General features: G+C 48.6%; 20 protein-coding genes and 4 tRNA genes. 20 read left to right on the top strand and 4 right to left on the bottom strand.

Annotation, left to right across the window (positions count from 1 at the left end):
- Window positions 1-121 precede the first annotated feature (121 nt).
- From BMZ51_RS12565 to BMZ51_RS12520, 10 genes are all read left to right on the top strand, one after another.
- Window positions 122-2,575 carry a type I restriction-modification system subunit M gene (locus tag BMZ51_RS12565; protein WP_068001673.1) on the top strand — a complete coding sequence of 818 codons (2,454 nt, stop codon included), beginning with the start codon at window positions 122-124 and terminating at the stop codon, window positions 2,573-2,575.
- A complete protein-coding gene (locus BMZ51_RS12560; protein ID WP_068001672.1) occupies window positions 2,569-3,804 on the top strand; it encodes a restriction endonuclease subunit S in 1,236 nt (411 codons plus the stop codon). The genes BMZ51_RS12565 and BMZ51_RS12560 overlap by 7 nt, the downstream gene beginning before the upstream one ends.
- Window positions 3,801-4,736, top strand: coding sequence for an endonuclease NucS domain-containing protein (locus tag BMZ51_RS12555; RefSeq protein ID WP_068001669.1), 936 nt, complete (start codon window positions 3,801-3,803; stop codon window positions 4,734-4,736). Before BMZ51_RS12560 ends, BMZ51_RS12555 begins: the two co-directional genes overlap by 4 nt.
- A gap of 8 nt (window positions 4,737-4,744) precedes the next feature.
- Window positions 4,745-7,831, top strand: a complete 3,087-nt coding sequence (locus BMZ51_RS12550; RefSeq protein ID WP_068001667.1) for a type I restriction endonuclease subunit R — start codon at window positions 4,745-4,747, stop codon at window positions 7,829-7,831.
- The gene (locus BMZ51_RS12545; protein WP_068001664.1) at window positions 7,818-8,546 is read left to right on the top strand and encodes a M48 family metallopeptidase; all 729 of its coding nucleotides are present in this window, start codon (window positions 7,818-7,820) and stop codon (window positions 8,544-8,546) included. The genes BMZ51_RS12550 and BMZ51_RS12545 overlap by 14 nt, the downstream gene beginning before the upstream one ends.
- A 34-nt stretch (window positions 8,547-8,580) precedes the next feature.
- Window positions 8,581-8,757 carry a hypothetical protein gene (locus BMZ51_RS24095; protein ID WP_175485025.1) on the top strand — a complete coding sequence of 59 codons (177 nt, stop codon included), beginning with the start codon at window positions 8,581-8,583 and terminating at the stop codon, window positions 8,755-8,757.
- A 58-nt stretch (window positions 8,758-8,815) separates the two neighbouring features.
- A complete protein-coding gene (locus BMZ51_RS12535; protein ID WP_068001658.1) occupies window positions 8,816-9,628 on the top strand; it encodes a hypothetical protein in 813 nt (270 codons plus the stop codon).
- 83 nt (window positions 9,629-9,711) lie between these two features.
- Window positions 9,712-9,933 carry a helix-turn-helix transcriptional regulator gene (locus BMZ51_RS12530; protein ID WP_175485024.1) on the top strand — a complete coding sequence of 74 codons (222 nt, stop codon included), beginning with the start codon at window positions 9,712-9,714 and terminating at the stop codon, window positions 9,931-9,933.
- 109 nt (window positions 9,934-10,042) lie between these two features.
- Window positions 10,043-10,360, top strand: coding sequence for a hypothetical protein (locus BMZ51_RS12525; protein ID WP_068001655.1), 318 nt, complete (start codon window positions 10,043-10,045; stop codon window positions 10,358-10,360).
- Complete coding sequence (locus tag BMZ51_RS12520) at window positions 10,353-12,467, top strand: ATP-binding protein (RefSeq protein WP_068001651.1); 2,115 nt, start codon at window positions 10,353-10,355, stop codon at window positions 12,465-12,467. Before BMZ51_RS12525 ends, BMZ51_RS12520 begins: the two co-directional genes overlap by 8 nt.
- A 439-nt stretch (window positions 12,468-12,906) precedes the next feature.
- Here the strand turns inward: BMZ51_RS12520 and BMZ51_RS12515 are convergent, their stop codons facing one another.
- The 4 genes from BMZ51_RS12515 to BMZ51_RS12500 form a co-directional block, all read right to left on the bottom strand.
- Window positions 12,907-13,890 carry a hypothetical protein gene (locus BMZ51_RS12515; protein ID WP_139201387.1) on the bottom strand — a complete coding sequence of 328 codons (984 nt, stop codon included), beginning with the start codon at window positions 13,888-13,890 and terminating at the stop codon, window positions 12,907-12,909.
- A 542-nt stretch (window positions 13,891-14,432) separates the two neighbouring features.
- A tRNA-Thr gene (locus BMZ51_RS12510) sits at window positions 14,433-14,508 on the bottom strand.
- A 513-nt stretch (window positions 14,509-15,021) separates the two neighbouring features.
- The gene (locus BMZ51_RS12505; protein WP_068001646.1) at window positions 15,022-15,909 is read right to left on the bottom strand and encodes a TrmH family RNA methyltransferase; all 888 of its coding nucleotides are present in this window, start codon (window positions 15,907-15,909) and stop codon (window positions 15,022-15,024) included.
- Between the two features lie 184 nt (window positions 15,910-16,093).
- Window positions 16,094-17,116, bottom strand: a complete 1,023-nt coding sequence (locus BMZ51_RS12500; protein ID WP_068001643.1) for a zinc-dependent alcohol dehydrogenase family protein — start codon at window positions 17,114-17,116, stop codon at window positions 16,094-16,096.
- 114 nt (window positions 17,117-17,230) lie between these two features.
- Between BMZ51_RS12500 and BMZ51_RS12495 the strand changes: the two genes are divergently transcribed.
- From BMZ51_RS12495 to rplJ, 10 genes are all read left to right on the top strand, one after another.
- A complete protein-coding gene (locus BMZ51_RS12495; RefSeq protein WP_068001640.1) occupies window positions 17,231-18,121 on the top strand; it encodes a LysR family transcriptional regulator in 891 nt (296 codons plus the stop codon).
- A gap of 497 nt (window positions 18,122-18,618) precedes the next feature.
- Window positions 18,619-18,703, top strand: a tRNA-Tyr gene (locus BMZ51_RS12490).
- Between the two features lie 19 nt (window positions 18,704-18,722).
- Window positions 18,723-18,796, top strand: a tRNA-Gly gene (locus BMZ51_RS12485).
- Between the two features lie 105 nt (window positions 18,797-18,901).
- A complete protein-coding gene (gene tuf, locus BMZ51_RS12480) occupies window positions 18,902-20,077 on the top strand; it encodes an elongation factor Tu (RefSeq protein WP_068001637.1) in 1,176 nt (391 codons plus the stop codon).
- Window positions 20,078-20,177: 100 nt separating this feature from the next.
- Window positions 20,178-20,253 (top strand) — tRNA-Trp (locus BMZ51_RS12475).
- Window positions 20,254-20,373: 120 nt separating this feature from the next.
- The gene (gene secE / locus BMZ51_RS12470; protein ID WP_063297949.1) at window positions 20,374-20,565 is read left to right on the top strand and encodes a preprotein translocase subunit SecE; all 192 of its coding nucleotides are present in this window, start codon (window positions 20,374-20,376) and stop codon (window positions 20,563-20,565) included.
- A 38-nt stretch (window positions 20,566-20,603) separates the two neighbouring features.
- Entirely contained in the window at window positions 20,604-21,137 is a 534-nt protein-coding gene (gene nusG, locus BMZ51_RS12465; RefSeq protein ID WP_068004281.1) for a transcription termination/antitermination protein NusG, read from the top strand.
- A gap of 120 nt (window positions 21,138-21,257) precedes the next feature.
- Window positions 21,258-21,686, top strand: a complete 429-nt coding sequence (rplK, locus tag BMZ51_RS12460; RefSeq protein ID WP_068004279.1) for a 50S ribosomal protein L11 — start codon at window positions 21,258-21,260, stop codon at window positions 21,684-21,686.
- A 7-nt stretch (window positions 21,687-21,693) separates the two neighbouring features.
- Window positions 21,694-22,389 (top strand): 50S ribosomal protein L1, encoded by a 696-nt coding sequence (rplA, locus tag BMZ51_RS12455; protein ID WP_068004277.1) that lies wholly within the window; start codon window positions 21,694-21,696, stop codon window positions 22,387-22,389.
- 343 nt (window positions 22,390-22,732) lie between these two features.
- On the top strand, window positions 22,733-23,251 hold the full coding sequence (rplJ, locus tag BMZ51_RS12445; RefSeq protein WP_068004269.1) for a 50S ribosomal protein L10: 519 nt from the start codon (window positions 22,733-22,735) through the stop codon (window positions 23,249-23,251).
- The last annotated feature ends 23 nt before the right edge of the window (window positions 23,252-23,274 follow it).

Here is a 23,274-nt window from a genome sequence, read left to right as displayed (position 1 = left end):
TGCATCCTGCTTTAGAAGACTCACAGGATTACATGAATGAATGGTGAGCCAGCGTAGTGTGCCCTGATGTTGATCGTGGTGCATTACTGAAGCTAGAGCCGCATATTCGGGAAGCGCATAAATGGCGATTAAGAAGACAGAACTTTACTCCTCTTTATGGGCAAGCTGTGATGAGCTGCGCGGGGGGATGGATGCTTCTCAGTATAAGAACTATATCCTGACCCTTCTGTTTATGAAGTACGTTACAGACAAATACGGCAATGTGGATTTCGGCACGCTTGTTATTCCTGAAGGTGGCTCTTTTGCGGATATGATTGCCCTTAAGGGCAAGGCAGACATTGGCGACAAAATGAACCAGGTCGTTGCCAAAATCGCCAATGAAAACAATATGGCATGGCTCTCCAGCCCTGACAACGACTTCAATAATGAAGAAAAGCTTGGCAAGGGCAAGGCCATGGTTGATACGCTGACGAAACTCGTCAGCATTTTCGAAGATCTGAATTTCGGAAAAAACCGCGCCGATGGTGATGATCTGCTGGGCGATGCCTATGAATACCTCATGCGCCACTTTGCAACAGAATCGGGCAAGAGCAAGGGCCAGTTCTACACGCCTGCAGAAGTCTCCCGTATTCTTGCCAAGGTACTCGGTATCAATGCTAATACGGTTCAAGATGAAACTGCATATGATCCAACCTGTGGTTCCGGATCTTTGCTGTTGAAGGTGAATGAGGAAGCGCCAAACGGCCTTTCTCTATATGGTCAGGAAAAAGAACAAGCCACCGCCGCGCTCGCCAAGATGAACATGGTGTTGCATAACAGTGCCTCCGCCGATATCTGGCAGGGTGATACAGTTGCAGAGCCAAACTGGAAAAGTCCAAAAGGCGAGCTTCGCACCTTTGACTACGCCGTGGCCAACCCGCCATTCTCGCTTAAGTCATGGAGCAATGGCATCAACCTTACAAATGATGAGTTTGAGCGCTTCGAATACGGTGAACCACCAGAAAAGAATGGCGACTACGCCTTCCTGCTCCACATCATCAAGTCCCTAAAAAGTACGGGTAAGGGCGCGGTTATTCTTCCTCACGGCGTCTTGTTCCGTGGCAATGCTGAAGCTGCTATTCGCCGCAACATCATCCGCCAAGGCTATATCAAGGGCATTATTGGCTTACCTGCGAACCTGTTTTACGGCACGGGTATTCCTGCTTGTATTATCGTGATTGATAAGGAAAAATCCGGCCATCAGAATTCAATCTTCATGATTGATGCGAGCAAGGGCTTTGTGAAGGACGGCAACAAAAACCGCCTTAGGGAGCAGGACATTCACCGCATCGTTGATGTGTTTAACCGCCAGCAAGAAGTTGATGGTTATTCCCGCCTTGTCCCGTTTAAAGAGATCGCGGAAAAGAACGAGTACAACCTCAACATCCCGCGCTATATCGATTCCAGTGCAGCCGAAGACATTCATGACCTGAGTGCACACCTGAGCGGCGGTATTCCAAACCGTGATATAGATGCGCTGCAAGATTATTGGGATGTATTCCCGACCCTGCGCACCAGTTTGTTTGAGCCTAGCGAGCGCGAAGGCTACAGTAATAGCCTGATCGAAGCGCGTGAGGTGAAAGCGACTATCCTTGGGCATGAAGAATTCAAGGCTTTCAAACAAAGCTCTCTTGCTCGCTTTGAGGCATGGAAGCAAAACCACAAAGACCGGCTTGCCGATATCGAGATTGGTGATAAGCCAAAAGAGATCATCTTCACCATTGCTGAAGATTTGCTTGCTCAATTTGGTGGGACGGATCTGCTCAGCAAGTACGACATCTATCAAATCCTTATGAGTTATTGGGATGAGGTTATGCAGGATGATGTGCACCTGATCGTGCAAGAGGATTGGAAAGTCGCCAATACCGTCCGCCTGCTCGTTCCCGGCAAAGATAAAAACGGCAAGGATAAATACAAGGAAGAGCACGATTTCGAGTTCGGCGCGGCCAAGTCTAAAAAGCGTTACAAGAGTGACATCATCCCACCTGCTTTGGTGATTGCGAAGTTCTTTACTGATGAGCAAGCTGAGCTGGATGACCTGCAAGCCAATCTTGATGCAGCTAGCCAAGAGCTGGAAACCTTCATCGAGGAAAATGGCGGTGAAGATGGCCTGCTAGAAGAAGCTAAAAACGAAAAAGGTGGAATTGTCGAAAAGGCTGCTAAAGATCGTAAAAAGCAAAGTGATGATGCCGAAGAAATCGCCGCCTTGGACAAGTGGTTAAAGCTTAATAACGCTCTGAAAGCTGCAAAGAAGGAGCACAAAGAAGCCAAGGATGCGCTGGATAAGATCGTCTTTGATAATATTCAAGCCCTGAGTATCGAAGAGATTAAACAGATCACTATTTTCGATAAGTGGTTCGGAACGGTTGAAGCGCAGATTACTGAAGAGATTGAGCGCGTCACTCAGCAGCTTGCCACCCGCGTCAAAACACTGGAAGAACGCTATCAAAACACTCTGCCAAGTCTGACGCAGGACGTTGCAACCTTCAGTGCCCGTGTGGAAGAGCACCTCAAGAAGATGGGGCTGGCATGGTAAAGGCAGGTTACAAGCAAACTGAAGTTGGCGTCATTCCTGAGGATTGGGATGATAAGAAGCTTTCGCAACTTTGTATAATGAAGAGCGGAGAAAGCATTACCAGCAAGAGTATAAGCGAAACTGCTCCATACCCGTGTTACGGTGGAAATGGACTTCGGGGGTTTACAAAAACATTCACGCATGATGGGGATTACGCTCTAGTTGGGCGTCAAGGAGCTTTGTGTGGTAACGTCGAGTTTGCGACTGGCCAGTTCTTTGCTTCTGAGCATGCTGTTGTTGCGACACCCATGGACGGCACTAACATCAAATGGTTGAGCTATGTTCTCACTGATATGAACCTCAACCAGTATTCTGAGTCTTCTGCTCAGCCCGGATTAACAGTATCGAAAATTCTTCCGCTGAAAACTGCCGCTCCAAATGACAATAGAGAACAAAAAGCCATTGCTGAGGCACTGTCGGATGTAGATGGGTTGATTGCGTCGTTGGAGGCGTTGATTGAGAAAAAACGCCAGATCAAAACCGGCACTATGCAACAACTCCTGACCGGTAAAACCCGTCTTCCGGGCTTCGGCGAGGGCAAAGGTTTCAAACAAACCGAACTTGGCGAAATTCCTGAGGATTGGGATGTTGCTCTGATCGGAGATTACATAGAGTTTAAAAACGGCCTCAACAAGGCCAAGAAGTACTTTGGATACGGAACACCCATAATCAATTATATGGATGTGTTTGGACAAGAAGGTATACGTAAGGAACATGTCGTTGGTTGCGTCGATGTTTCCCGCGAAGAAATCAAAAATTATAGCGCTAAAAAAGGTGATGTATTTTTTACACGAACCTCAGAAACCGTAGAAGAAATAGGCTTAAGCTCTGTCCTTCTTGACGATATTAGTTCTGCTGTTTTTAGTGGTTTCATATTGCGCGGACGCGATAAATCAGACAGCTCGAAAATTCACTTAAATTTCAAGAAATACTGCTTTGGATCTGAAGTTGTTAGAGCACAAATAAAATCTTCCAGTTCCTACACCACACGAGCTCTTACGAATGGAACGCTACTAGCGAAGGTTCTCTTCCCGCTTCCTAGCCTTGAAAACGAGCAGATAGCTATTGCAAGCGTATTGACCACAATGGAAGGAGAGATCCATTCGTTAGAAAATCGCCTCGCCAAAACCAAAGCCCTCAAACAAGGCATGATGCAGGAGCTGTTAACAGGGAGGACGCGATTGATATGAGCACTTCCCGTAATTACTACCGCATTATGTTAGGGCGCAAAAGCTGCTTTGCGCGGGAGTGCCATGACGGCGAATTTATTGGTGGGCATTGGTCTATTCACTTTGATCTTGCACACCTGCTGAATGACGGCTGGCAAGCTTTTCGTGAACAGGTGGTGCCTGCCTTTCACGCCGCTAATCCCGGCAATAGCAAAGTCACCGCAGGGCTTTCCTGCGGTATGCTCTTCACCATTTGCGAACGCATCAGGCAAGGCGATATTGTTTTATGCCCTGATGGAAATCGTGCTTACCGGGTGGGGGAAGTCATCTCTGACTATTATTATGAGGAGACGACACTGTTACCGCATCGCCGCCGTGTGAGGTGGTACAAAGATACCATTCAGCGCAGCGATATGAGTACGCCCTTACAGAACTCTTCTGGCTCTATTGGTACAGTGTGCAACATCACCAAGCACACTGCTGAACTTGAGGGATTAATTGGCGGCAATCCTCAACCAACGCTCATCTCAACAGATGAGTTGGTTGAAGATCCCAGTGTCTTTGCCCTTGAAAAGCATCTTGAAGATTTCCTTGTTTCCAACTGGCCAAACACTGAGCTGGGTGCTCGCTATGATATTGTTGAGGATGAGGGGGAAATTGTTGGCCAGCAATATCCGACCGATACCGGCGCAATCGACATTCTGGCGATCAGTAAGGACAAAAAAGAATACCTCATTGTTGAGCTGAAAAAAGGCCGTGTCAGTGATGCCGTGGTCGGACAGATCCAGCGCTATATGGGCTTTGTGCTGGATGAATTAACGGATGAAGGGCAAACCGTTCGCGGTGCAATTATCGCGCTGGAAGATGATTTGCGCCTGCGCCGCGCCCTGCGCGTGACCAACAATATTGATTTCTACCGCTATCAGGTAAGTTTTAAATTATTTAAGAGTTAGGGAATGTTATGAGCTCTGTCGGGCAAATTGAACGCGCAACACAGGACCGAGTTGTTAAGTTGTTCTGCGAAGAACTGGGATACACTTATCTCGGTGACCGACATGACCAAGAAAATAAGAATATAGAAAAAAACCTTCTTGAAGCATGGCTAAAAAAACAAGGTTATAGCGAGGCGCTGATAACTCGCAGTTTTCGGGCACTGGAACAAGCCTCCGCCCTTGGCGATGGTCGTCACCTCTATGACGCAAACAAGGAGGTTTATGGCCTCCTGCGCTATGGCGTGAAAGCCAAAGACGAAATTGGTGAACAGAACCAAACAATCTGGCTGATCGACTGGAAAAACTTCGACAACAACGATTTTTATATTGCCGAAGAAGTCTCAGTAAAAGGCGAGAACAAAAAACGCCCTGACATCGTTCTTTATGTGAATGGTATTGCTCTAGGCGTGATTGAACTCAAGCGCTCCAGCGTATCGGTGAGCGAAGGCATTCGCCAAAATCTCGATAATCAGAAGAAAGAATTCATCCGCAACTTCTTCACAACCATGCAGCTCACCATGGCAGGCAACGACACCGAAGGCTTGCGCTATGGAACCATTGAGACACCCGAAAAGCATTATTATCAATGGAAAGAGGAAGATGAGACGCCAAGTGGTAATTTACTCGATTTTCACCTTCGCAAGATGTGCGAGAAGAAGCGCTTCCTCACAATCATTCACGACTTCATTGTGTTTGACAGTGGCATCAAAAAGATGTGCCGTCACAACCAGTTCTTCGGTGTAAATGCAGCACATAAGTACATTGAGAGCCGTGACAGCGGGATTATCTGGCACACGCAGGGTTCAGGTAAGAGCCTTACAATGGTTTGGATGGCCAAATGGATACGAGAGAACGTTCAAAATGCGCGTGTCCTCGTCATTACCGACCGTACAGAGCTGGATGAGCAGATTGAAGGCGTCTTCCAAGGAGTTGATGAGAAGATCTACCGAACCAAAAACGGTAAGGGTCTTATCAGTACACTCAATACATCTACGGAATGGCTTGTTTGCTCTCTCGTCCATAAATTTGGCCGCCAGTCTGAGGAAGAAGATAACAGGGCAACCGCTGATTATATCAAAGAACTGAAGGAGAGCTTGCCCTCAGATTTCAAAGCAAAGGGGGAGATTTTCGTCTTTGTTGATGAGTGCCACCGGACGCAATCTGGTAAACTCCACGAGGCCATGCGCACCATTGTTCCTGATGCCACCTTCATTGGTTTCACCGGAACACCACTTCTGAAAGCCGATAAGAAGAAGAGTATCGAGACGTTTGGCAGCTTCATTCATACCTATAAATTTGACGAGGCTATTGAGGATGGCGTGGTGTTGGATTTGCGCTATGAAGCGCGTGATATTGATCAGTACGTGAAGTCACAGGACAAAATCGACAAGTGGTTTGAAGCCAAAACAAAAAACCTCTCTGAGATGGCTCGCTCCCAGCTCAAAATGAAATGGGGAACGCTGAAGAAGGTTCTTTCAAGTCAGGATCGTCTTGAGCAGATCGTCAATGATATCCTCATGGATATGGAGACAAAGCCTCGCCTGATGGATGGGCGTGGTAACGCGATGCTGGTTTGCAGCAGCATCTATCAAGCTTGCAAAGTCTATGACCTTTTCAGCAAAACAGATTTGGCTGGAAAATGCGCCATCATTACCAGCTATCAGCCGTCTCCTTCAGATATCAAGGGAGAGGAAACCGGTGCAGGCCTCACCGAAAAGCTAAACCAATATTCCATTTATCGCCGTATGCTCGCCGAGTATTTTGAGGAGAGCGAAGACGATGCGATGGGAAAGGCAGAAGAGTTCGAAAAGCAGGTAAAGCGCAAGTTTGTCAAAGCACCGGGGCAAATGCGTCTTTTAATCGTGGTGGACAAGCTGCTCACTGGCTTTGATGCCCCTTCGGCAACTTATCTCTACATCGATAAAGAGATGCGGGATCATGGCCTTTTTCAAGCCATCTGCCGTGTAAACAGATTGGACGGTGATGATAAAGAGTATGGCTATATCGTTGACTACAAAGATTTGTTTCATCGGTTAGAGGGGGCTATAGGCGATTACACCAGCGGAGCCTTTGATCAATACGAGAAATCTGATGTTGCTGGCCTGCTTTCTGACCGCTTGGAAAAGGCTCGTGAAAAACTTGAAGATGCGCGTGAAGTTGTCAAGGCAATCTGCGAACAGGTTTTAGAGCCCAAAGGGCAAGATGAATACCGTGTGTATTTTTGTGGTGATCCTGCCATTGAAGGACAACTTCAAGAGAATGAACCAAAACGTTTAGCCCTGTACAAAGCAGTTGCGAGCCTTTTGCGTGCCTATGCAAACCTAGCAGGTGAGTTTCAAGAGGCCGGTTATTCTGAGGCAGAGTTTGAAGCTATCAAGATTGAAGTAGAGCATTTCGCAAAAGTGAGAGATGAAATCAAACTCGCAAGCGGTGACTATGTAGACATGAAGCTCTACGAACCTGCTATGAGACACCTTCTCGATACATATATACGCGCTGAAGACAGTGAAGTGATTGCGGACTTCGAAAAGCTGGGGCTTATTGATCTTATTGTAAAAAAGGGAACTGACGATCTGGATAAATCCCCGCTAGGGAAGGTGGGATCGGAAGAGGCAATGGCTGAAACCATCGAAAACAACATCCGAAAAAAGATCATTGATGAGAAGCAGGTTAATCCGAAATACTATGAGAAAATGTCCGAGCTCCTAGATGCGCTCATTGAGGAGCGTCGCCAGAAGGCTTTAGACTACAAAGACTATTTAGAGAAAGTGAAGGATTTGTCGGCGCAAGTCGTAAATCCCGGAGGTATCAATCCTACTGACTACCCTGTCAATGTGAATACGCCTGCAAAAAAGGCTTTTTACGACAACATTAAACAGGATGAAATCTGGGTTGAGCAAGTTGACACGGCGATCAGGGCGTCAAAGCGTGCGGATTGGGTTGGCAACAAACCTAAAGAACGCGAAATCATGGCCGCAATTCACAAAATCGTAAATGACAAAGATCTGGTTCAAAAAATCGTAGAGCTCGCAAAACAGCAATATGAGTACGAATAAAAAAACAATAACGGTGTCAGGTGTGGAAGTTGATGTCATTCGAAAGAGCATCAAAAATCTGCACCTGTCTGTTTGTCCACCAGATGGAAAGGTGAAACTATCATCACCTGAGAGGTTTGATGATGATCGGCTCAGATTAGCAATTATTTCTCGGTTGCCTTGGATACGCAAACGCCAAGAAGAGTTCAGAAAACAGCCGCGTCAATCTGAAAGAGTTTATGTTGATGGTGAAAGTCATTTTTTTCGTGGCAACCGCTATATTCTTAAACTGGAAGAGGTACGTGGCAAATCCGGCGTGACGCATTGCAATAATGCCGTACTGCGGATGAACGTGAAGAAAAATACGTCCATACAGCGCAGAGCTGACCTACTAGCGGAATGGTACAGGCAGTATTTGAAGATTGAGGTTGCTAAGCTTCTTGAGCGCTGGCAACCGATTGTTGGTAGACAGCCGGATGGTTGGAAAATTCAAAAAATGAAGACCAAGTGGGGAAGTTGCAATACTAACACCAAGAGCATTTTGATCAATCTTGAGCTTGCTAAAAAATCGCCAGAATGTCTTGAGTATATTGTAGTGCATGAGTTGGTTCATTTACACGAACGCCGTCACAATGATCGTTTCCGCTGTCTGATGGATGAATTTTTGCCCACTTGGCGTTCCGCAAGGGATAAACTCAAATCTGAACCTCTAGCTCACGAAGATTGGGAGTACTGACTTCTCAGTATTCATGGGGCGTCGAGAAATTGCCTTGAGTACGATAGCCGAGAAATACCTGAAGGCTTTCCCCGCAATCTGGCGCTCGAAATATTTGATGCGTCGAAGATGGTTGCAATTCGTCGGGTTGATGGTTGAGCATGACGTTGGTGTACGTACCAGCCGGACTATTTCCAACCATCGGATGGATGAAGATTTCTTTGCTGAATAGCCGTGAAATTTGCGCTAGCCTTCCAAGAAGCTCTTAAGGGTAAGGAGAAGGTGGTTTGATGGATGAAGAGTGCCAGGAACTTTTGGGGCTGCACGACTTGTCTTTTAAACAGGCATTCGTGAGATTTGTTTGCCAAGCATCCGAAGTTTTGGAAGCTATCAATTCCGTTCAAGCTGAAACGCCGAGCTTTAGGCCAAGTCCTGAAACAATCATTCGTTATTGGACCTATAACAAGCATCCAAGATGGCCTGTTATTGCTGAGCCTCGAAAATGGGCATTTGACTTAACGCAGGAAGTCAAAGCCAAATATACTCGTGTGAGAGGTAAAGTGCGGATTCTCAGAAAAGAGCGGAAGGCATCCTCACCAGAGATGCAAGAATATTATTTGGCAGTGTTCGGGCGCTATGAAACGCTTGTATCTTATCTGGCTACCGGCAAACTGGTTGCGAAAGGGCGAGAAAGGCCAATAGCTGAAGAAAAACTCATTCCTTCGGAGCTTTGGACCTATACTCATACACGGGTTGGAATTGAGAGTTGTACCTTAGGCCGCACAAATACGCGCAAGTGGGTGCAGGTCGCAGAAGGTTTGAAGATCTATCATCCGAGTAAACTGAAGGATAAGGCGTGCTTGCCAAAGCAGGCAGGTTCAGGGCGTCCCAAAAAATATCTATGGGACGAGGCTTATGATGCTCTTGTTCTCAGACTTGGACAAGAAGGCTTTCCAGAAAATGGTGCTGAACTTGTTTCCATGTTTCTTGACGGCTTTCAGTATATGCGAGGTGCATCTGTTCCAGATGCCGAACAAGCCAGAACATGGCTGAAGAAAAAGAAGACTCAACTATGGCGCAGGGTAGTTGATGGGGATGGGTAAAATAGTTTTGCCTCCTTTTAACTGATAGGGCTGCTGATACCTCGTCATGATCCCATCATCGCAAATGAGCGGAGGTGATGGTTATGAGGACGGAACTGAACAGCGTTGAGAACGCTTTGATTACAGAAGCGGCGGCGGCGGACTATCTTGGAATTTCTATTCGCACCATTCAGGCATGGCGGGTGCGTGGTGGCGGGCCGAAGTATGTGAAGCTGGGTAAGGCGGTTCGCTATCGGCCTTCTGACATACAGGTATGGATTGAATCTCATTTGACTAGCTCCACAAGTGATGTGGAGGCCAGATAATCATGGCCTTTGAGTTTATTTTCTTTGCTGCTGACAGGTTGTTTTCAGAGCAGATTATTTTTGCCGTAGATGTGGCCGTCAATCTCTTCCTAATAAGGAGGGGACGGCTATGAGACGTCGGCACAATCCCCGCATTGCTTTCCAGCACATCGCGAGATCTGCTTTGCTTCATGGTGACACCATCTGCAGGAGGTGGCTCCCCGGTGGGCGGCTTTGTGGCTGCGAGTATACCGTGAAGAACCCGCGCCGCATGGATCGCCGTGCTGGGTCGTTTAAGGTCAATATTGCATCGGGTCTGTGGTGTGACTTTGCGACTGGTGAAGGTGGGCGGGACTTTATCAGCCTTGGAGCCTATCTGTTTTCTCTGTCGCAGAAACAGGCGGCTTGTAACTTGGCGGATATGATTGGAGTGGATGCTTATGAATGATCCATTTGCTGCAATCAACTCAAAACAAGTTACAAAACCAAAGCGTGAGCAACCTCCAAAGGTGATAGTGATGCCGGTGCCGTCTGATGCACCGGAGCCGCCAAGTTTCCATGGGAAGCTTGGAGTGCCGTCACAGTGCTGGACATATCGCAATGCCGAGGGGAAGGTGCTTGGCTATGTCTGCCGGTTTGATGAGGCCGGTGAGGGGAAAAGCTATCGTCCGCTGTGCTTGTTTCGAGTAGGAGAGCGGCTGCAGTGGCGGTGGGAGACTTGGCCGCAACCGAGGCCGTTGTATGGATTGGATCTTCTGGTGAAAGCTCCTGATACGGCTGTTGTCATTGTTGAGGGAGAGAAAGCCGCAGATGCTGTAAGGCAGCTGTTGTTGAAACATGTTTGTATCAGCTCTCCCGGTGGGTCGAACGCAGCTAAGAAAGCAGATTGGTCTGGGCTTGAGGGACGTAAGGTTTTTATCTGGCCTGATGCGGATGAGGCTGGGCAGAGATATGCTGATGATGTTGCCGGTTGTCTTGTTAAGTTCGGGGCTGCATCTGTAACGGTTCTTGTTTCACCGGATAATGTTCCTAAAGGCTGGGATGCTGCGGATGCTTTGGCTGATGGCTGGACGCCAGAACAAGCAGAAGCTTTCGTCCAGTCTTCTCAGGTGGAGGAAACGCAGGACCCTGAAGCTAAGCCGCGCTCTCGTGGTGTGAGTTTGCTTTCAGTCGCTCAGGATCTGGAGCTTTGGCATTCTCCGCAAAAGGATGCCTTTGCCTCTGTGCTGGTGAATGACCATTATGAGCATTGGTCAGTTGATAGCCAAAGCTTCAAGCGCTGGCTGGTTGGTCGATATTATGAGAAGACCGGGCTTGCTCCTTCTACGCAGAACCTAGGCGATGCTCTGCGGGTGTTTGAGGTGCGTGCGTTGGAGCAAGGGGCTTGCCATGAGCCGTTTATGCGGACTGGCTGGCAGGAAGGAGAAACCTGGCTGGATCTGGCAGATGAGAGCTGGCGGGCTGTCCGTATCACGCGTAACGGTTGGGAGGTGGTGCAAAACCCTCCTGTCAAATTCATCCGCAAGCAGACAATGTCCCCATTACCGGAGCCCGAGAAAGGGCATCAGATTGAGGAAATGCGTCATCTCATCAATGCGGAGGATGAGGATTACAAGCTTATCATTGCTTGGATGGTGGCCTCACTTTGGGGGCGTAGTCGTAGCTATCCGGTTTTAGCTCTTGGGGGAGAGCAGGGCAGCGGTAAAAGTACTATGGCTCGGTTGATACGCTCGCTCGCAGATCCGTGTGCGGTTTCGGCTTCCTCGCTTCCCAAGGATGAACGGGATCTGATGGTGATGGCACAGAACGGGCATGTCCTCAATTTTGATAATGTCTCGAAAATGGAAAGCTGGTTGTCTGATGCCATCTGCCGGATGGCAACGGGGAGTGGTTTTATCTCTCGCAAGCTGCATACGGATGGCGATGCCTATTGGTTTCAAGGGGCGCGGCCTGTGCTTCTCAATGGCATTCCAGCGCTAACTGAGCGGGCTGACCTGGCCGAGCGGGCGCTTTCTGTTCGCCTCAAGCGTATTGATGAGGTGGGCCGTCAGCCGGAAGAATTGTTCTGGCAGGAATGGGAGCACCTCAAACCGGGTATGCTTGGGGCTTTGCTGGATGCGTTGAGCACAGCTATCCGCAATATTGAGAGTGTGCACCTGGATCGACATCCACGTATGGCGGATTTTGCGCGTCTGATGGTTGCAGCCTCTACCGGGCTTGGTTGGAAAGATGGGGAGTTTCTGGAGGCTTATGAAAGCAACCGGCGCGGCACGGCAGAAGCTGTGTTTGAGGGCGACCCGGTGGCGGTGGCGCTTCATGAGTTTCTCATGGTTCGACAAGGTGGTGAAAGCTGGGTGGGCACGGCAACTGAGTTGCTTGCTGAGCTGAATGTGTTTGTGAGTGACCAGATCAGATCTTCACGCTTCTGGCCGCAAAAGGTGAATGCGTTTGGTAATGCGGTGGAGCGTGTAGCTCCACTCTTAAGGCAGAAGCAGATTCAGGTGGCAAAGAAGGCGACGGGTTCAAGGCGGTTGATTTATCTGGATGTCATTTAGAGACGACGCTTCCAAAACATCGTGGGTCCTTCTCAGGCTTTTGCCTGCCTACGGGTAGTTCGGGACCATGGCGCAAGCGGCTATATGGTCTTCGTGAGGGCTTGGTTTTGATGTTTATGTTGTTGTTGGCTGAGGTGGAACACAGGTCTTTGGTTAAGACCGTGGCTACGCAGATAGCAGAGCGGGCAAGCTAAAACAGGAATATGAAGCGTTGCTCATGCTGTTTGAGCCTGTGCGTAATCACATTGAATATGTGCAAGGAAAGTAGCGAGAAGATTTCCGTTCTGCTTGATCCTTGCGCGTTGGAAACCTCCAAAGACTAAACACGGAATGAAGAGGTGCTTTGCCTCTCGCAGAATACTCTGGCTTGGGAAGCGTGACGCTTCTCAGGCCTTGTTTGATTGGTGGTTAGAACGCTGATGTCTGCCAACTGTGAACTTTAATTGAGTGACATGTTTAGCCTATAACCAACAATAATGCGTTGCTCATTAAAGCGCTCGATACGTATCTGAAGCCAGTTTCTTTCATCAGACAAAACCCAATCGGTGATTACTGGATCTATCCGTTTGATTTCATCGAAATTAGGTAGTGGTTCCCCTGTTTGTAAATTGGTGGCATGAACTTTGAACTCTGGAGTTAATGCGTTTGTTTTTTCAGCAACCTGTTGAAGGGTATGCCGTTTTTGTACGTCTTTTGTAGGGAAACTAGCTGCAAACATCAGTGCCCCATATAAGCATTCATCATCGTGCCCTGCGATTTTGACATTTCGACCTAGTTCGTCGAGCTGCTTGTCCAAAATCTGCGATCTCAAGTACATACGTAACGGGTGTCGAAATCCAGAGAAGTTCGTGTTCAGTAAAAGGGAGGTTGGATACAGGTCTTGAAGACTAATTGTATCAGACACTTTTACAAGTTCGGATGCTACTGGCCTCTCACCAAACATGATTGTGGGGTCGATAGTTTCAAACTCAGCAGGCGTGTTGCGCAAGATTGCGCCTGTCGTTTGAAAATCCATATCCATCACTCGTTCAACAAAGTGCGCTCCTCCCAAAAGATCGCCCATAGAGCTAACAATACGTTTTGCTGTCTCTACTGTGCTATCCAATGAAAAATTAAAGAAGCTTGTGGTGCCGCTTAGGTCTAACCAGCGTTCTTTGCGAATTTCGGCGAGGGTTGGCATTGGTGGCCTCTCACCATTAATTGTTATCCCTGCAATCGAACATAATTGACCTAATGACATCCCTCCATGAAGTTGTGGCCCCAATTGGAGTCCAAGGATTTCCTTTCCATCACTAATTGCGTCTCCACCAGGTTCGTTACTGATGTCTACCGATAAGTAGCCGCCTCGATACCTACAATAGATGCCGTAGCCATCTTGCGTCGTGCCTTCAAATTGAGAGGGTGCCCAACCGCCGCCGCCCAAGCTTATGCAATCTAAGTTCAGAGGGGTTACCTGCGGTGGAGTGTGGAATTGGTGTGGTTGGAAGTTAGGCATCGTCTACCTGATAGATTACATCGTTTGCGCGAGTAGAGTTGAAGCTGCAATAGTTGTCACTTCGACTGGTATCAAAGAGCCCTGCGGTCAAACTGACACGCAAGTTCTCATCGTGTAATTTGGAGCTCACTAAATCAGTTTTTTCTTTCTATAGCCGTCGAATTATCTGAGGAGCATAAGTTAATCTGAGTTGGAGGATAACTTAGCATGTGGAGGCTGTGACGAGGGGGTACAGAATCCTGACGACTCGGTTTGTGTCAAACTTCATAGAATGCCTTGCCTCTGACGGCTATTGACGGCATTCACAGCTTTTCCAGTATTAAGTTGAAAGAGAGATTGGAGGGGCTGAGAGGGGTAAAATCCTGCTTACAAAAACGCCCATTTGCTTACAATATGCTGACAAAAGCCGGAAAAGCAAAAAGCCTCCCGGAGGAGGCTTTGAAATTCTCTTGATAAATCAAGGAGAAGAGTGGTGCCGGCAGCAGGGATCGAACCCGCGACCCCCTGATTACAAGTCAGGTGCTCTACCATCTGAGCTATGCCGGCGTCGTCTTCGTTGGAGGGGTATTTACGGGTGCTGGCGGGGTTTGTAAATACCCAAAATGCGAAAATTTGGAAGAATTCACAGGGGAGAGAAAATTTCCTCCAAAATTGGCCTTGATTTGGCTATTTTGGCATTTCTTTTCCACATGCACGCCGCGCAGCCTATTGAAATTGATGGAAGATTTTAGATGTTCCCGCGTTTTGCGTTGTTTTGTGCGTTGTTATGAGGGGAACGGCATTTTTCTGAGTTGCTTTGTTTATTTGCATAAAAAGGCACTTGCTTGCTGGTGCAGATAGGGAGGCAAGCCTAAGCGCAAGGTGCAGTATGCATAAACGTTTGCAAGCTTCCGGCTGAACTCGTATCCGTGAGGTGTGCATATATACATCTGCTAGATATCAGCGCTTCTTCCGGTTGAACAGGCTCTTTCATCTATAAGGGAGGAGGTGTTGTGGAGCAGGTGGGTTGGATGTTGAGTGGGCGGGGCTCTCGCGGAGCAAGAGCCCGAGGCTGTCAGGTTATGACAGTCCCATTTTCATGCGCGCTACATATAATGAAAGAATAGCCGCGTTCGAAACGTTCAGGGATTTGATCGGGCCTGGCATATCTAGTCTTGCCAATGCGTCGCAGTTTTTGCGAACACCTTCGCGCACGCCTTTTCCTTCTGAGCCAAGTACAAGGAGCGTCTTATAGGTGAAGGGGGTGTCTTCAACGGAGGCGGGGCCTTCACTGTCTAATGCGATTGCCTGATAGCCTTTGTTGCGCATTTCTGTGACGAAGCGCGACATGTTTGGAACGCGTACATGTTTAATTATGTCCAGCGCACCGGACGCCGATTTGGCAAGCACGCCGCCTTCTTCTGGAGCGTGCCGTGTGGTGGTTACCACGGCATCGGCGCCAAGGGCGACGGCAGAGCGCAAAATTGCGCCGACATTGTGCGGGTCAGTTACCTGATCCAATGCCAGAACAAGATGTCCCTCTTCCAGTTCTTCTGCGCCGTATTCAGGCAGGGGGTCTACAAGAAGCAAAACGCCCTGATGAACAGCATCTTTTGAAACCATGTGATCAATATCACGCGGACTTTTGGTTTCGACCGGTACATCAATTGTGATGTTGCGTTCTTCCAACCGGCGAAGCGCGTTCTGGGTTACCACTAGGCTATGGCGTTTGCGCTGGGGGTTGTTGAAGGCAGCTTCTACGGTGTGAAGACCATATATATAGTAGGGACCATCTTCGCCGCCTGATTTATTGAGCCACGGTTTGCCTCTAGACTCTTTGTTGGGTCCAGATTTGGAAAACGAATTGCTCTTGCCACCGGCTTTGTTTTGCTGGGAGGATCGCTCGCCGCCCTTGTGAGGGTTCCAGCGGGAGTCACTCTCGCTTTTTTGCTTTTTATATGTGCTCATGGTCTTTCGATACTCTTGTCGCGCGCACGCTTCAAGGAAATAGGAGGGAACAATCCAAACAAACTTTATATCTGCGCATATAAAAGCGGCAGAGTAAAATGACACGCATTGCGTCCATGGGCCCCTAACAGAGGGCTTAAGGTGGTAAATACGTGCCAAATCTGAGAGTTATTTGCGGACACTCTCAGGTTAGATCAATAATGATCTTACCGATGTGTTCTTGCGTTTGCATATGTGCGTAGGCTTGTGGGACGGTTTCGAAATTAAAGCTATGGCTGTCGATAATGGGCTGCAACTTATTCTTTTCAAAGAAGTTTAAAACATCTGTAAGCATCCGCGTATTGCCGACATAGACGCCGTTTATCGTCAGCGATTTAAAAATGATGTCAGTTGGGTTGGCCATTCCATCGACGCCTGCCAAAACTCCAACAGCTGAAATTCGGCCTCCAAATGCAGCAGCGTTTAGTGATTTCTGGAATGTTTTCGCGCCTCCTACTTCAAGGATGATGTCAGCGCCACTGCCATGTGTGAGCTGAAGAACTTTTTCATCCCAGTCAGTATTTTGTCTGTAATTGATTACATGATCTGCGCCGAGATGATGCAAAAATGCTTCTTTTGTCGCGCTTCCGGTTAACGCAATCACTGTCGCGCCGCTTGCTTTTGCTATTTGCAAGGCAAATATCGACACGCCACCTGTCCCCATCGTTAGCACAGTATGGCCGGCGTTGAACTGGCCCATTTCAACAAGTGCGTTCCATGCTGTAACGCCAGCGCAAGGGAATGCGGCAGCCTGAGCACTATTGAATGTCCTGGGTACACTCACCAGAGCCTCAGCCGGGAGCCGAATGTATTCGCTCAGCATCCCCGAAAGTTCTCGTCCCAGCGCTTTCTCATTCCCGGTGGGGAGGCCATTTTCCCAAGTTGGGAAGAATGAAGCAACTACACGTTCGCCGACGCTTAAGTATTTAGCCGAAGCGCCCGTTGCCACGACTCTCCCGGCTCCATCAGATAGAGGGACATACTCTGCGCTATTGTTATTTAAGGCGAGGTGGCCATGTGCCAGAACCAAGTCCTTGTAGTTCAGACTAGTGGCTTCGACTCTTATAATGACATCGTTATCTTTATGCGGTGAAGGAATGCGACCTGTTCGCTGTACAAGGTTGGAAATGTCTCCGATTGGATCAAATACGTAATACTTCATGGTCATTGCTGCTTCCTTTTCTGCTTGAAAAGAAATGTAGGACCAAGTTTGTTGACTGAATACACACGAAAGTCGCACATGAATGTTTCTGTTTGGTTGACAATAAAGTGAGGTGCCCTTGTGAAAACGAAGATACAGCTCGCACGAACCTTGATCGCAGCGGTCGAGGGGGGGAGTGTTGCTGCAGGTGCTCGTGCACTCAACATTTCCCGTAGCGCTGCAAGCAAAAATATAACCGTGCTGGAGAGCTTACTTGGTGTGCAATTGTTAAAACGCACTTCACGAAACCTGTCTCTTACGGAAGTGGGGGAGGCGTACCTGAAGGGTGTCGCCCCGGCGTTGGCGGCCATAGAGCTGACAGAGGGTCATGTTTCACAATTTAAATCTGAACCGTCAGGTGTCTTAACGATCGATTCCTCTGCTCTGTTTGGGAGATCCTTTCTTTCCAGTATAATCCAGGATTACTTGCGAGCGTACCCGAGGATGACGATTGACTTGAGGTTAAATGACGGGCCGTCAGAGGTCGCTTCAGGTGTAGTTGACCTCTACTTCCGGACCGGTCATGTCAAGCATCAGGATATGGTTGCGATTAAACTGATGGATATTGGGTTTCCTACCACCGCCTCGCCCGACTATATAGAGCGCTGCGGACGCCCGCAGTTTGTTGATTCACTTGCAAATCATAATTGCCTAAATTTTCGCTTCTCATCGGACCATGCGCTCTATCAGTGGAGTTTCAAGATTGAGAACGAAGTACTACTCTGTAATTTTGCGGGTAACTTCATCTCTACTGATGCAGCTGAGCTTCGAAAAGCCGCTTTGGCAGGGCTTGGCGTAACGCAGCTTCCCTACCAACTTGTAGAGGATGATATTCAAAGAGGAGCGCTTATAAATTTGTTTCCGGAAACAATGTTTCCGTCGAAGGAGCTTTCCATGTGCTATCAGCGGTCCCGGAAGAACGATGTGAAGTTGCTGAGCTTCAAAAAGTTCCTGTCGCAATACCTAGCCTGAACTTTACCCTTAATGGGTCCTGTGTAGTTAAATACAGTGGGAGGATGCCTAAGGTTTTTAATGTTTGGTAGTCTACTCGGCGCTTCATTTGTTTTGGGGAGGGTATGTCGTCCAGTGGTCGTCCCCACTCTTGCAAATATTTTTCGTCTGGCAAATTACCTGATTTTTCTGCGAAGGCGGGTTTGGTGGAATGCTTGGAGCTATCAGATCTACGGGAATTGAATTATCCGCAGGGAAAATTTGGGCCGAGATTGTGAAGAGGCGTGCGTTTGCAAGGTCATACGTGGAAAACATCGGCAGAAAATTCAGTAAAAAAGGGGGAAAACCAACTGTCCTGTTAATTTTGCACAGACACTTGCAAAAGAGGCGTTGACAGATGGCGTTCTCAGCGGCATAAACCGCGCCACAGGACGCGGCGCAACTGCATAGCGGTTAAGCGGCGTGTTCGGCAAAACGAGTTTCAAGAAATTCTCTTTTAGAGAGTTTTGGTCGATCTCGGAGGAGTGCCCGAGTGGCTAAAGGGGGCGGACTGTAAATCCGCTGGCTATGCCTACGTTGGTTCGAATCCAACCTCCTCCACCATCGACTTGAAATTGGTAATGCGGGTGTAGCTCAATGGTAGAGCAGCAGCCTTCCAAGCTGAATACGAGGGTTCGATTCCCTTCACCCGCTCCAACTTCTTCTCGCTTTCGCTGAAGATGTCCTACCAGAATCCTTGAGGTCTTTTACAGATTTCAAGCCTTGATCGACGGAACTACGATTAAATAGAGAGCTACGCCCATGGCGAAGGAAAAATTTGAACGTAATAAGCCGCACGTCAACATCGGCACAATCGGCCACGTTGATCACGGCAAAACTACGCTGACTGCTGCAATTACTAAATCTTTTGGTGATTTTAAAGCATACGACGAAATCGACGGTGCTCCTGAAGAGCGCGCACGTGGTATCACTATCTCCACAGCGCACGTTGAATATGAAACCGAAGCTCGTCACTACGCACACGTTGATTGCCCAGGCCACGCCGATTATGTGAAAAACATGATCACCGGCGCTGCGCAGATGGATGGTGCGATCCTCGTTGTTAACGCTGCAGACGGCCCAATGCCTCAGACACGTGAGCACATCCTGCTCGCTCGTCAGGTTGGTGTGCCTGCGCTGGTTGTCTTCATGAACAAAGTTGACCAGGTTGATGATGAGGAACTGCTTGAACTCGTAGAAATGGAAGTTCGTGAACTTCTTTCTTCCTACGAATTCCCAGGCGATGATATTCCAATCATTGCTGGTTCAGCTCTTGCTGCTCTTGAAGATCGCGACGATGCGATCGGTAAAGACAAGATTGTTGAACTGATGGCTGCAGTTGACGAGTACATCCCAACTCCAGAGCGTCCACGCGATTTGCCATTCTTGATGCCTATCGAAGATGTGTTCTCAATTTCCGGCCGTGGTACTGTTGTAACCGGTCGTGTTGAGCGCGGTATCGTTAAGGTCGGCGAAGAAGTTGAAATCGTTGGTGTTAAAGAAACAGCTAAGACTACCGTTACCGGTGTTGAAATGTTCCGCAAGCTGCTCGATCAGGGTGAAGCCGGCGATAACATTGGCGCATTGATCCGCGGTGTTGGTCGTGAAGATGTTGAGCGTGGCCAGGTTTTGTGTAAGCCAGGTTCCGTTAATCCTCACACCAAGTTCAAGGCTGAGGCTTACATCCTCACCAAGGAAGAGGGTGGACGTCATACTCCATTCTTCACCAACTACCGTCCGCAGTTCTACTTCCGTACGACTGATGTGACCGGTGTTGTTTCTCTGCCAGAAGGCACAGAAATGGTGATGCCTGGTGATAACGTTTCAGTTTCGGTTGAACTTATCGTGCCAATCGCTATGGAAGATGGTCTGCGCTTCGCTATCCGTGAGGGTGGTCGTACCGTTGGTGCTGGCGTTGTAGCTGAAATTATTGAATAAAGACTTTTGAGGTCTTTACATACCGTGTCGCGATAGGTATTGCGACACGGTGCCTTCTGAGATGAAGGTTTAGGTTTTGTTCCATGCTTGGGACATTTGTAGGGGTATAGCTCAGTTGGTAGAGCGACGGTCTCCAAAACCGTAGGTCGCGGGTTCGAGCCCTGCTGCCCCTGCCATTCCATCGGTGCAAGAAAATTCTTGATTAATCGATGTTGGTGGCATATGAAGAGTTTTTCAGGGATAGGGTGCGTGGAAAGTTCTACGCGCCCACCTGTCGTGTAATAGGCCGGGACCGGATGGCAAAAACCAATCCTTTTACATTTATCCAGCAAGTTCGTTCTGAAACTGCGAAGGTTACTTGGCCGACGCGTAAGGAGACAGGCGTGACCACCTTGATGGTGTTCATTATGGTTTTCCTGGCGGCGATGTTCTTTCTTGCTGCTGATCAGCTGATGAGCTTAGGTATCAGTTTTCTGCTTGGCTTTTAAAAGCTCCGCGGGCAATTATAGTAGGAACGGGATTTAAGATGGCTAAGCGCTGGTATATTGTTCACGCTTATTCTAACTTTGAGCGCAAAGTTGCTGAGGCGATTAAAGAAAGAGCGCAGCAGCAGGGTCTTGAAGACTCCTTTGATGAAGTTCTGGTTCCGACCGAGAAGTTTGTTGAAGTTCGTCGTGGGCGCAAGGTTGATGCCGAGCGCAAATTCTTCCCAGGCTATGTTCTGGTGAAGATGGAGATGAGCGACGATGCTTATCACCTGATCAACGATACGCCGAAGGTTTCGGGTTTTCTTGGAAATGACAAGAAGCCTATGCCTATCTCTGAGGCGGAAGCGCAGCGTATTCTTAATCAGGTTCAGGAAGGTGTCGAAGCGCCGAAGCCTTCCATTAGCTTTGAAGTTGGTGAACAGGTTCGCGTTAGCGATGGGCCGTTTGCTTCCTTCTCTGGTCTTGTCGAAGAAGTCGACGAGGAACGGGCACGTCTTAAAGTGACAGTGTCCATTTTCGGCCGGGCTACCCCGGTTGAACTTGAATACGGCCAGGTTGACAAAGTCGGCTAGGTCGGGTTGGGGCGGCAGGTGAAGTGCACTTTCGTCGGTGTGCTGGAAGCCAGACCGCCCGCTCTCTTATCCAGTGAAATGCGCGCAGCGTGATTTCACAGATCCATTCTGGAGAGAATTATGGCGAAAAAGATTGACGGCTATTTAAAGCTTCAGGTGCCAGCAGGTTCTGCTACACCATCCCCACCAATTGGTCCTGCGCTAGGTCAGCGCGGTCTGAACATCATGGAATTCTGTAAGGCGTTTAACGCTAAGACCCAGGATGTTGAGAAAGGCGCTCCTTGCCCAACCATTATCACTTACTACTCCGATAAGTCTTTCACTTTCGAAGTTAAGACAGCACCTGCTTCTTTCTTCATCAAGAAAGCTGCGAAGATCAAATCTGGCTCAGCAACAGCTGGTCGCGGTACCGTGGCGTCTGTGACTAAAGCTCAGGTTCGTGAAATCGCTGAAGCGAAGATGAAAGACCTCAACGCTAACGATATTGAAGCAGCAATGCTGATGATCGAAGGCTCCGCCCGTTCCATGGGCGTGGAAGTTACGGAGTAAGGGTATCATGGCTAAAGTAGGTAAGCGTATTACAGCTGCTCGCGAAGGTGTTGATCGTAACAAAGATTACGGCCTGAGCGAAGCTGTTGACATGATCAAAGCTCGTGGCACAGCTAAGTTCGACGAAACTGTCGAAATTGCGATCAACCTTGGTGTTGACCCACGTCACGCTGACCAGATGGTTCGCGGTGCATGTGTTCTTCCAAACGGTACCGGTAAAACTGTACGCGTTGCTGTTTTTGCTCGTGACGCGAAAGCGGACGAAGCTAAAGCTGCGGGCGCAGACATCGTTGGTGCTGAAGAGCTGGTTAAGGAAGTTCAGGGCGGTACAATTAACTTTGACACCGTTATCGCAACTCCTGACATGATGCCACTCGTTGGTCGTCTTGGTAAAGTTCTTGGTCCTCGCGGCATGATGCCTAACCCTAAGGTTGGCACTGTGACCCCTGATGTGACCAAAGCTGTTACAGACGCTAAAGGTGGTTCTGTTCAGTTCCGCGTTGAAAAAGCTGGTATCATCCACGCTGGCGTTGGCAAAGTTTCCTTCGGTGCAGACAAGCTGGCCGAAAACGTGAAATCTTTGGTTGATGCAGTGATCAAAGCTAAACCATCAGGTGCAAAGGGCACGTACGTTAAGCGCGTTGCACTTTCATCCACGATGGGACCGGGCGTAAAGGTTGAACTTGGTACCATTACCGAGTAAACACCACGTCTATAAGAGTTACCTCCCGCTTTAATGTGGGAGGTTTTAACGCTGAAAGGCTGTTATGGTCTTTCGGCATCCCTGTCCGAGACTGCAGGTGTTGGCATTGCCAGCTTAAGTTTTTCGCTTAGAAAGGCCTGCATAGATGGAGAAGAGCTGAATTGGTTGACATGGCTTATTGCTATTCATCGGTACAGTTCGAACCAAATTGCCTTGCTGCGTCGCTCCGGCGCGTAAGGGGACAGGACCCTAATCGTCGTTGTCGAGGTCGGGTTTAACCCGATTTTGATGCGGCAAAGGCAAACCGGCAACAATGAGAATTGTTGCCAACTGGAGAAGGCAAGTGGAAAGAGCGGATAAGCAAAAGTTCGTCGGCGATTTCAACGAAGTGTTGTCTAACACTGGCGTTGCTGTCGTTGCGCACTATGCGGGTCTTTCAGTTTCTCAGATGACTCAGCTTCGTGCTGATGCTCGTGAAGCTGGTGGTACCGTTAAGGTTGCTAAAAACCGCCTTGTCAAGCTTGCCCTTCAAGGCACTGAACTTGAGCATATCAGCGACCTGTTCAAGGGCCCAACTGTAATCGTCTATTCAGACGATCCAGTTGCTGCTCCTAAGGCTGCTGCTAACTTCGCTAAGGCTAACGAAAATTTCGTGATCCTTGGTGGTGCTCTGGGTTCAACTAACCTGGACTCTGCTGGTGTTAAAGCACTAGCAGCGATGCCGTCTTTGGACGAGCTTCGCGGCAAGCTGGTTGGAATGATCCAAACACCAGCAACCCGTATGGCCATGGTTACGAGCGCACCGGCCGGGCAACTTGCTCGCGTCTTCAATGCGTACGCCGAGAAGGACCAAGCCGCGTAAGGCGGAACCACACTAATTTTTGT

Source organism: Pseudovibrio axinellae (assembly GCF_900110875.1).
In the GTDB taxonomy this organism is placed as follows: Bacteria; Pseudomonadota; Alphaproteobacteria; order Rhizobiales; family Stappiaceae; genus Pseudovibrio; species Pseudovibrio axinellae.
Note: the sequence above shows the minus strand (reverse complement) of the source record. Positions and strands in the feature narration are given on the sequence as shown.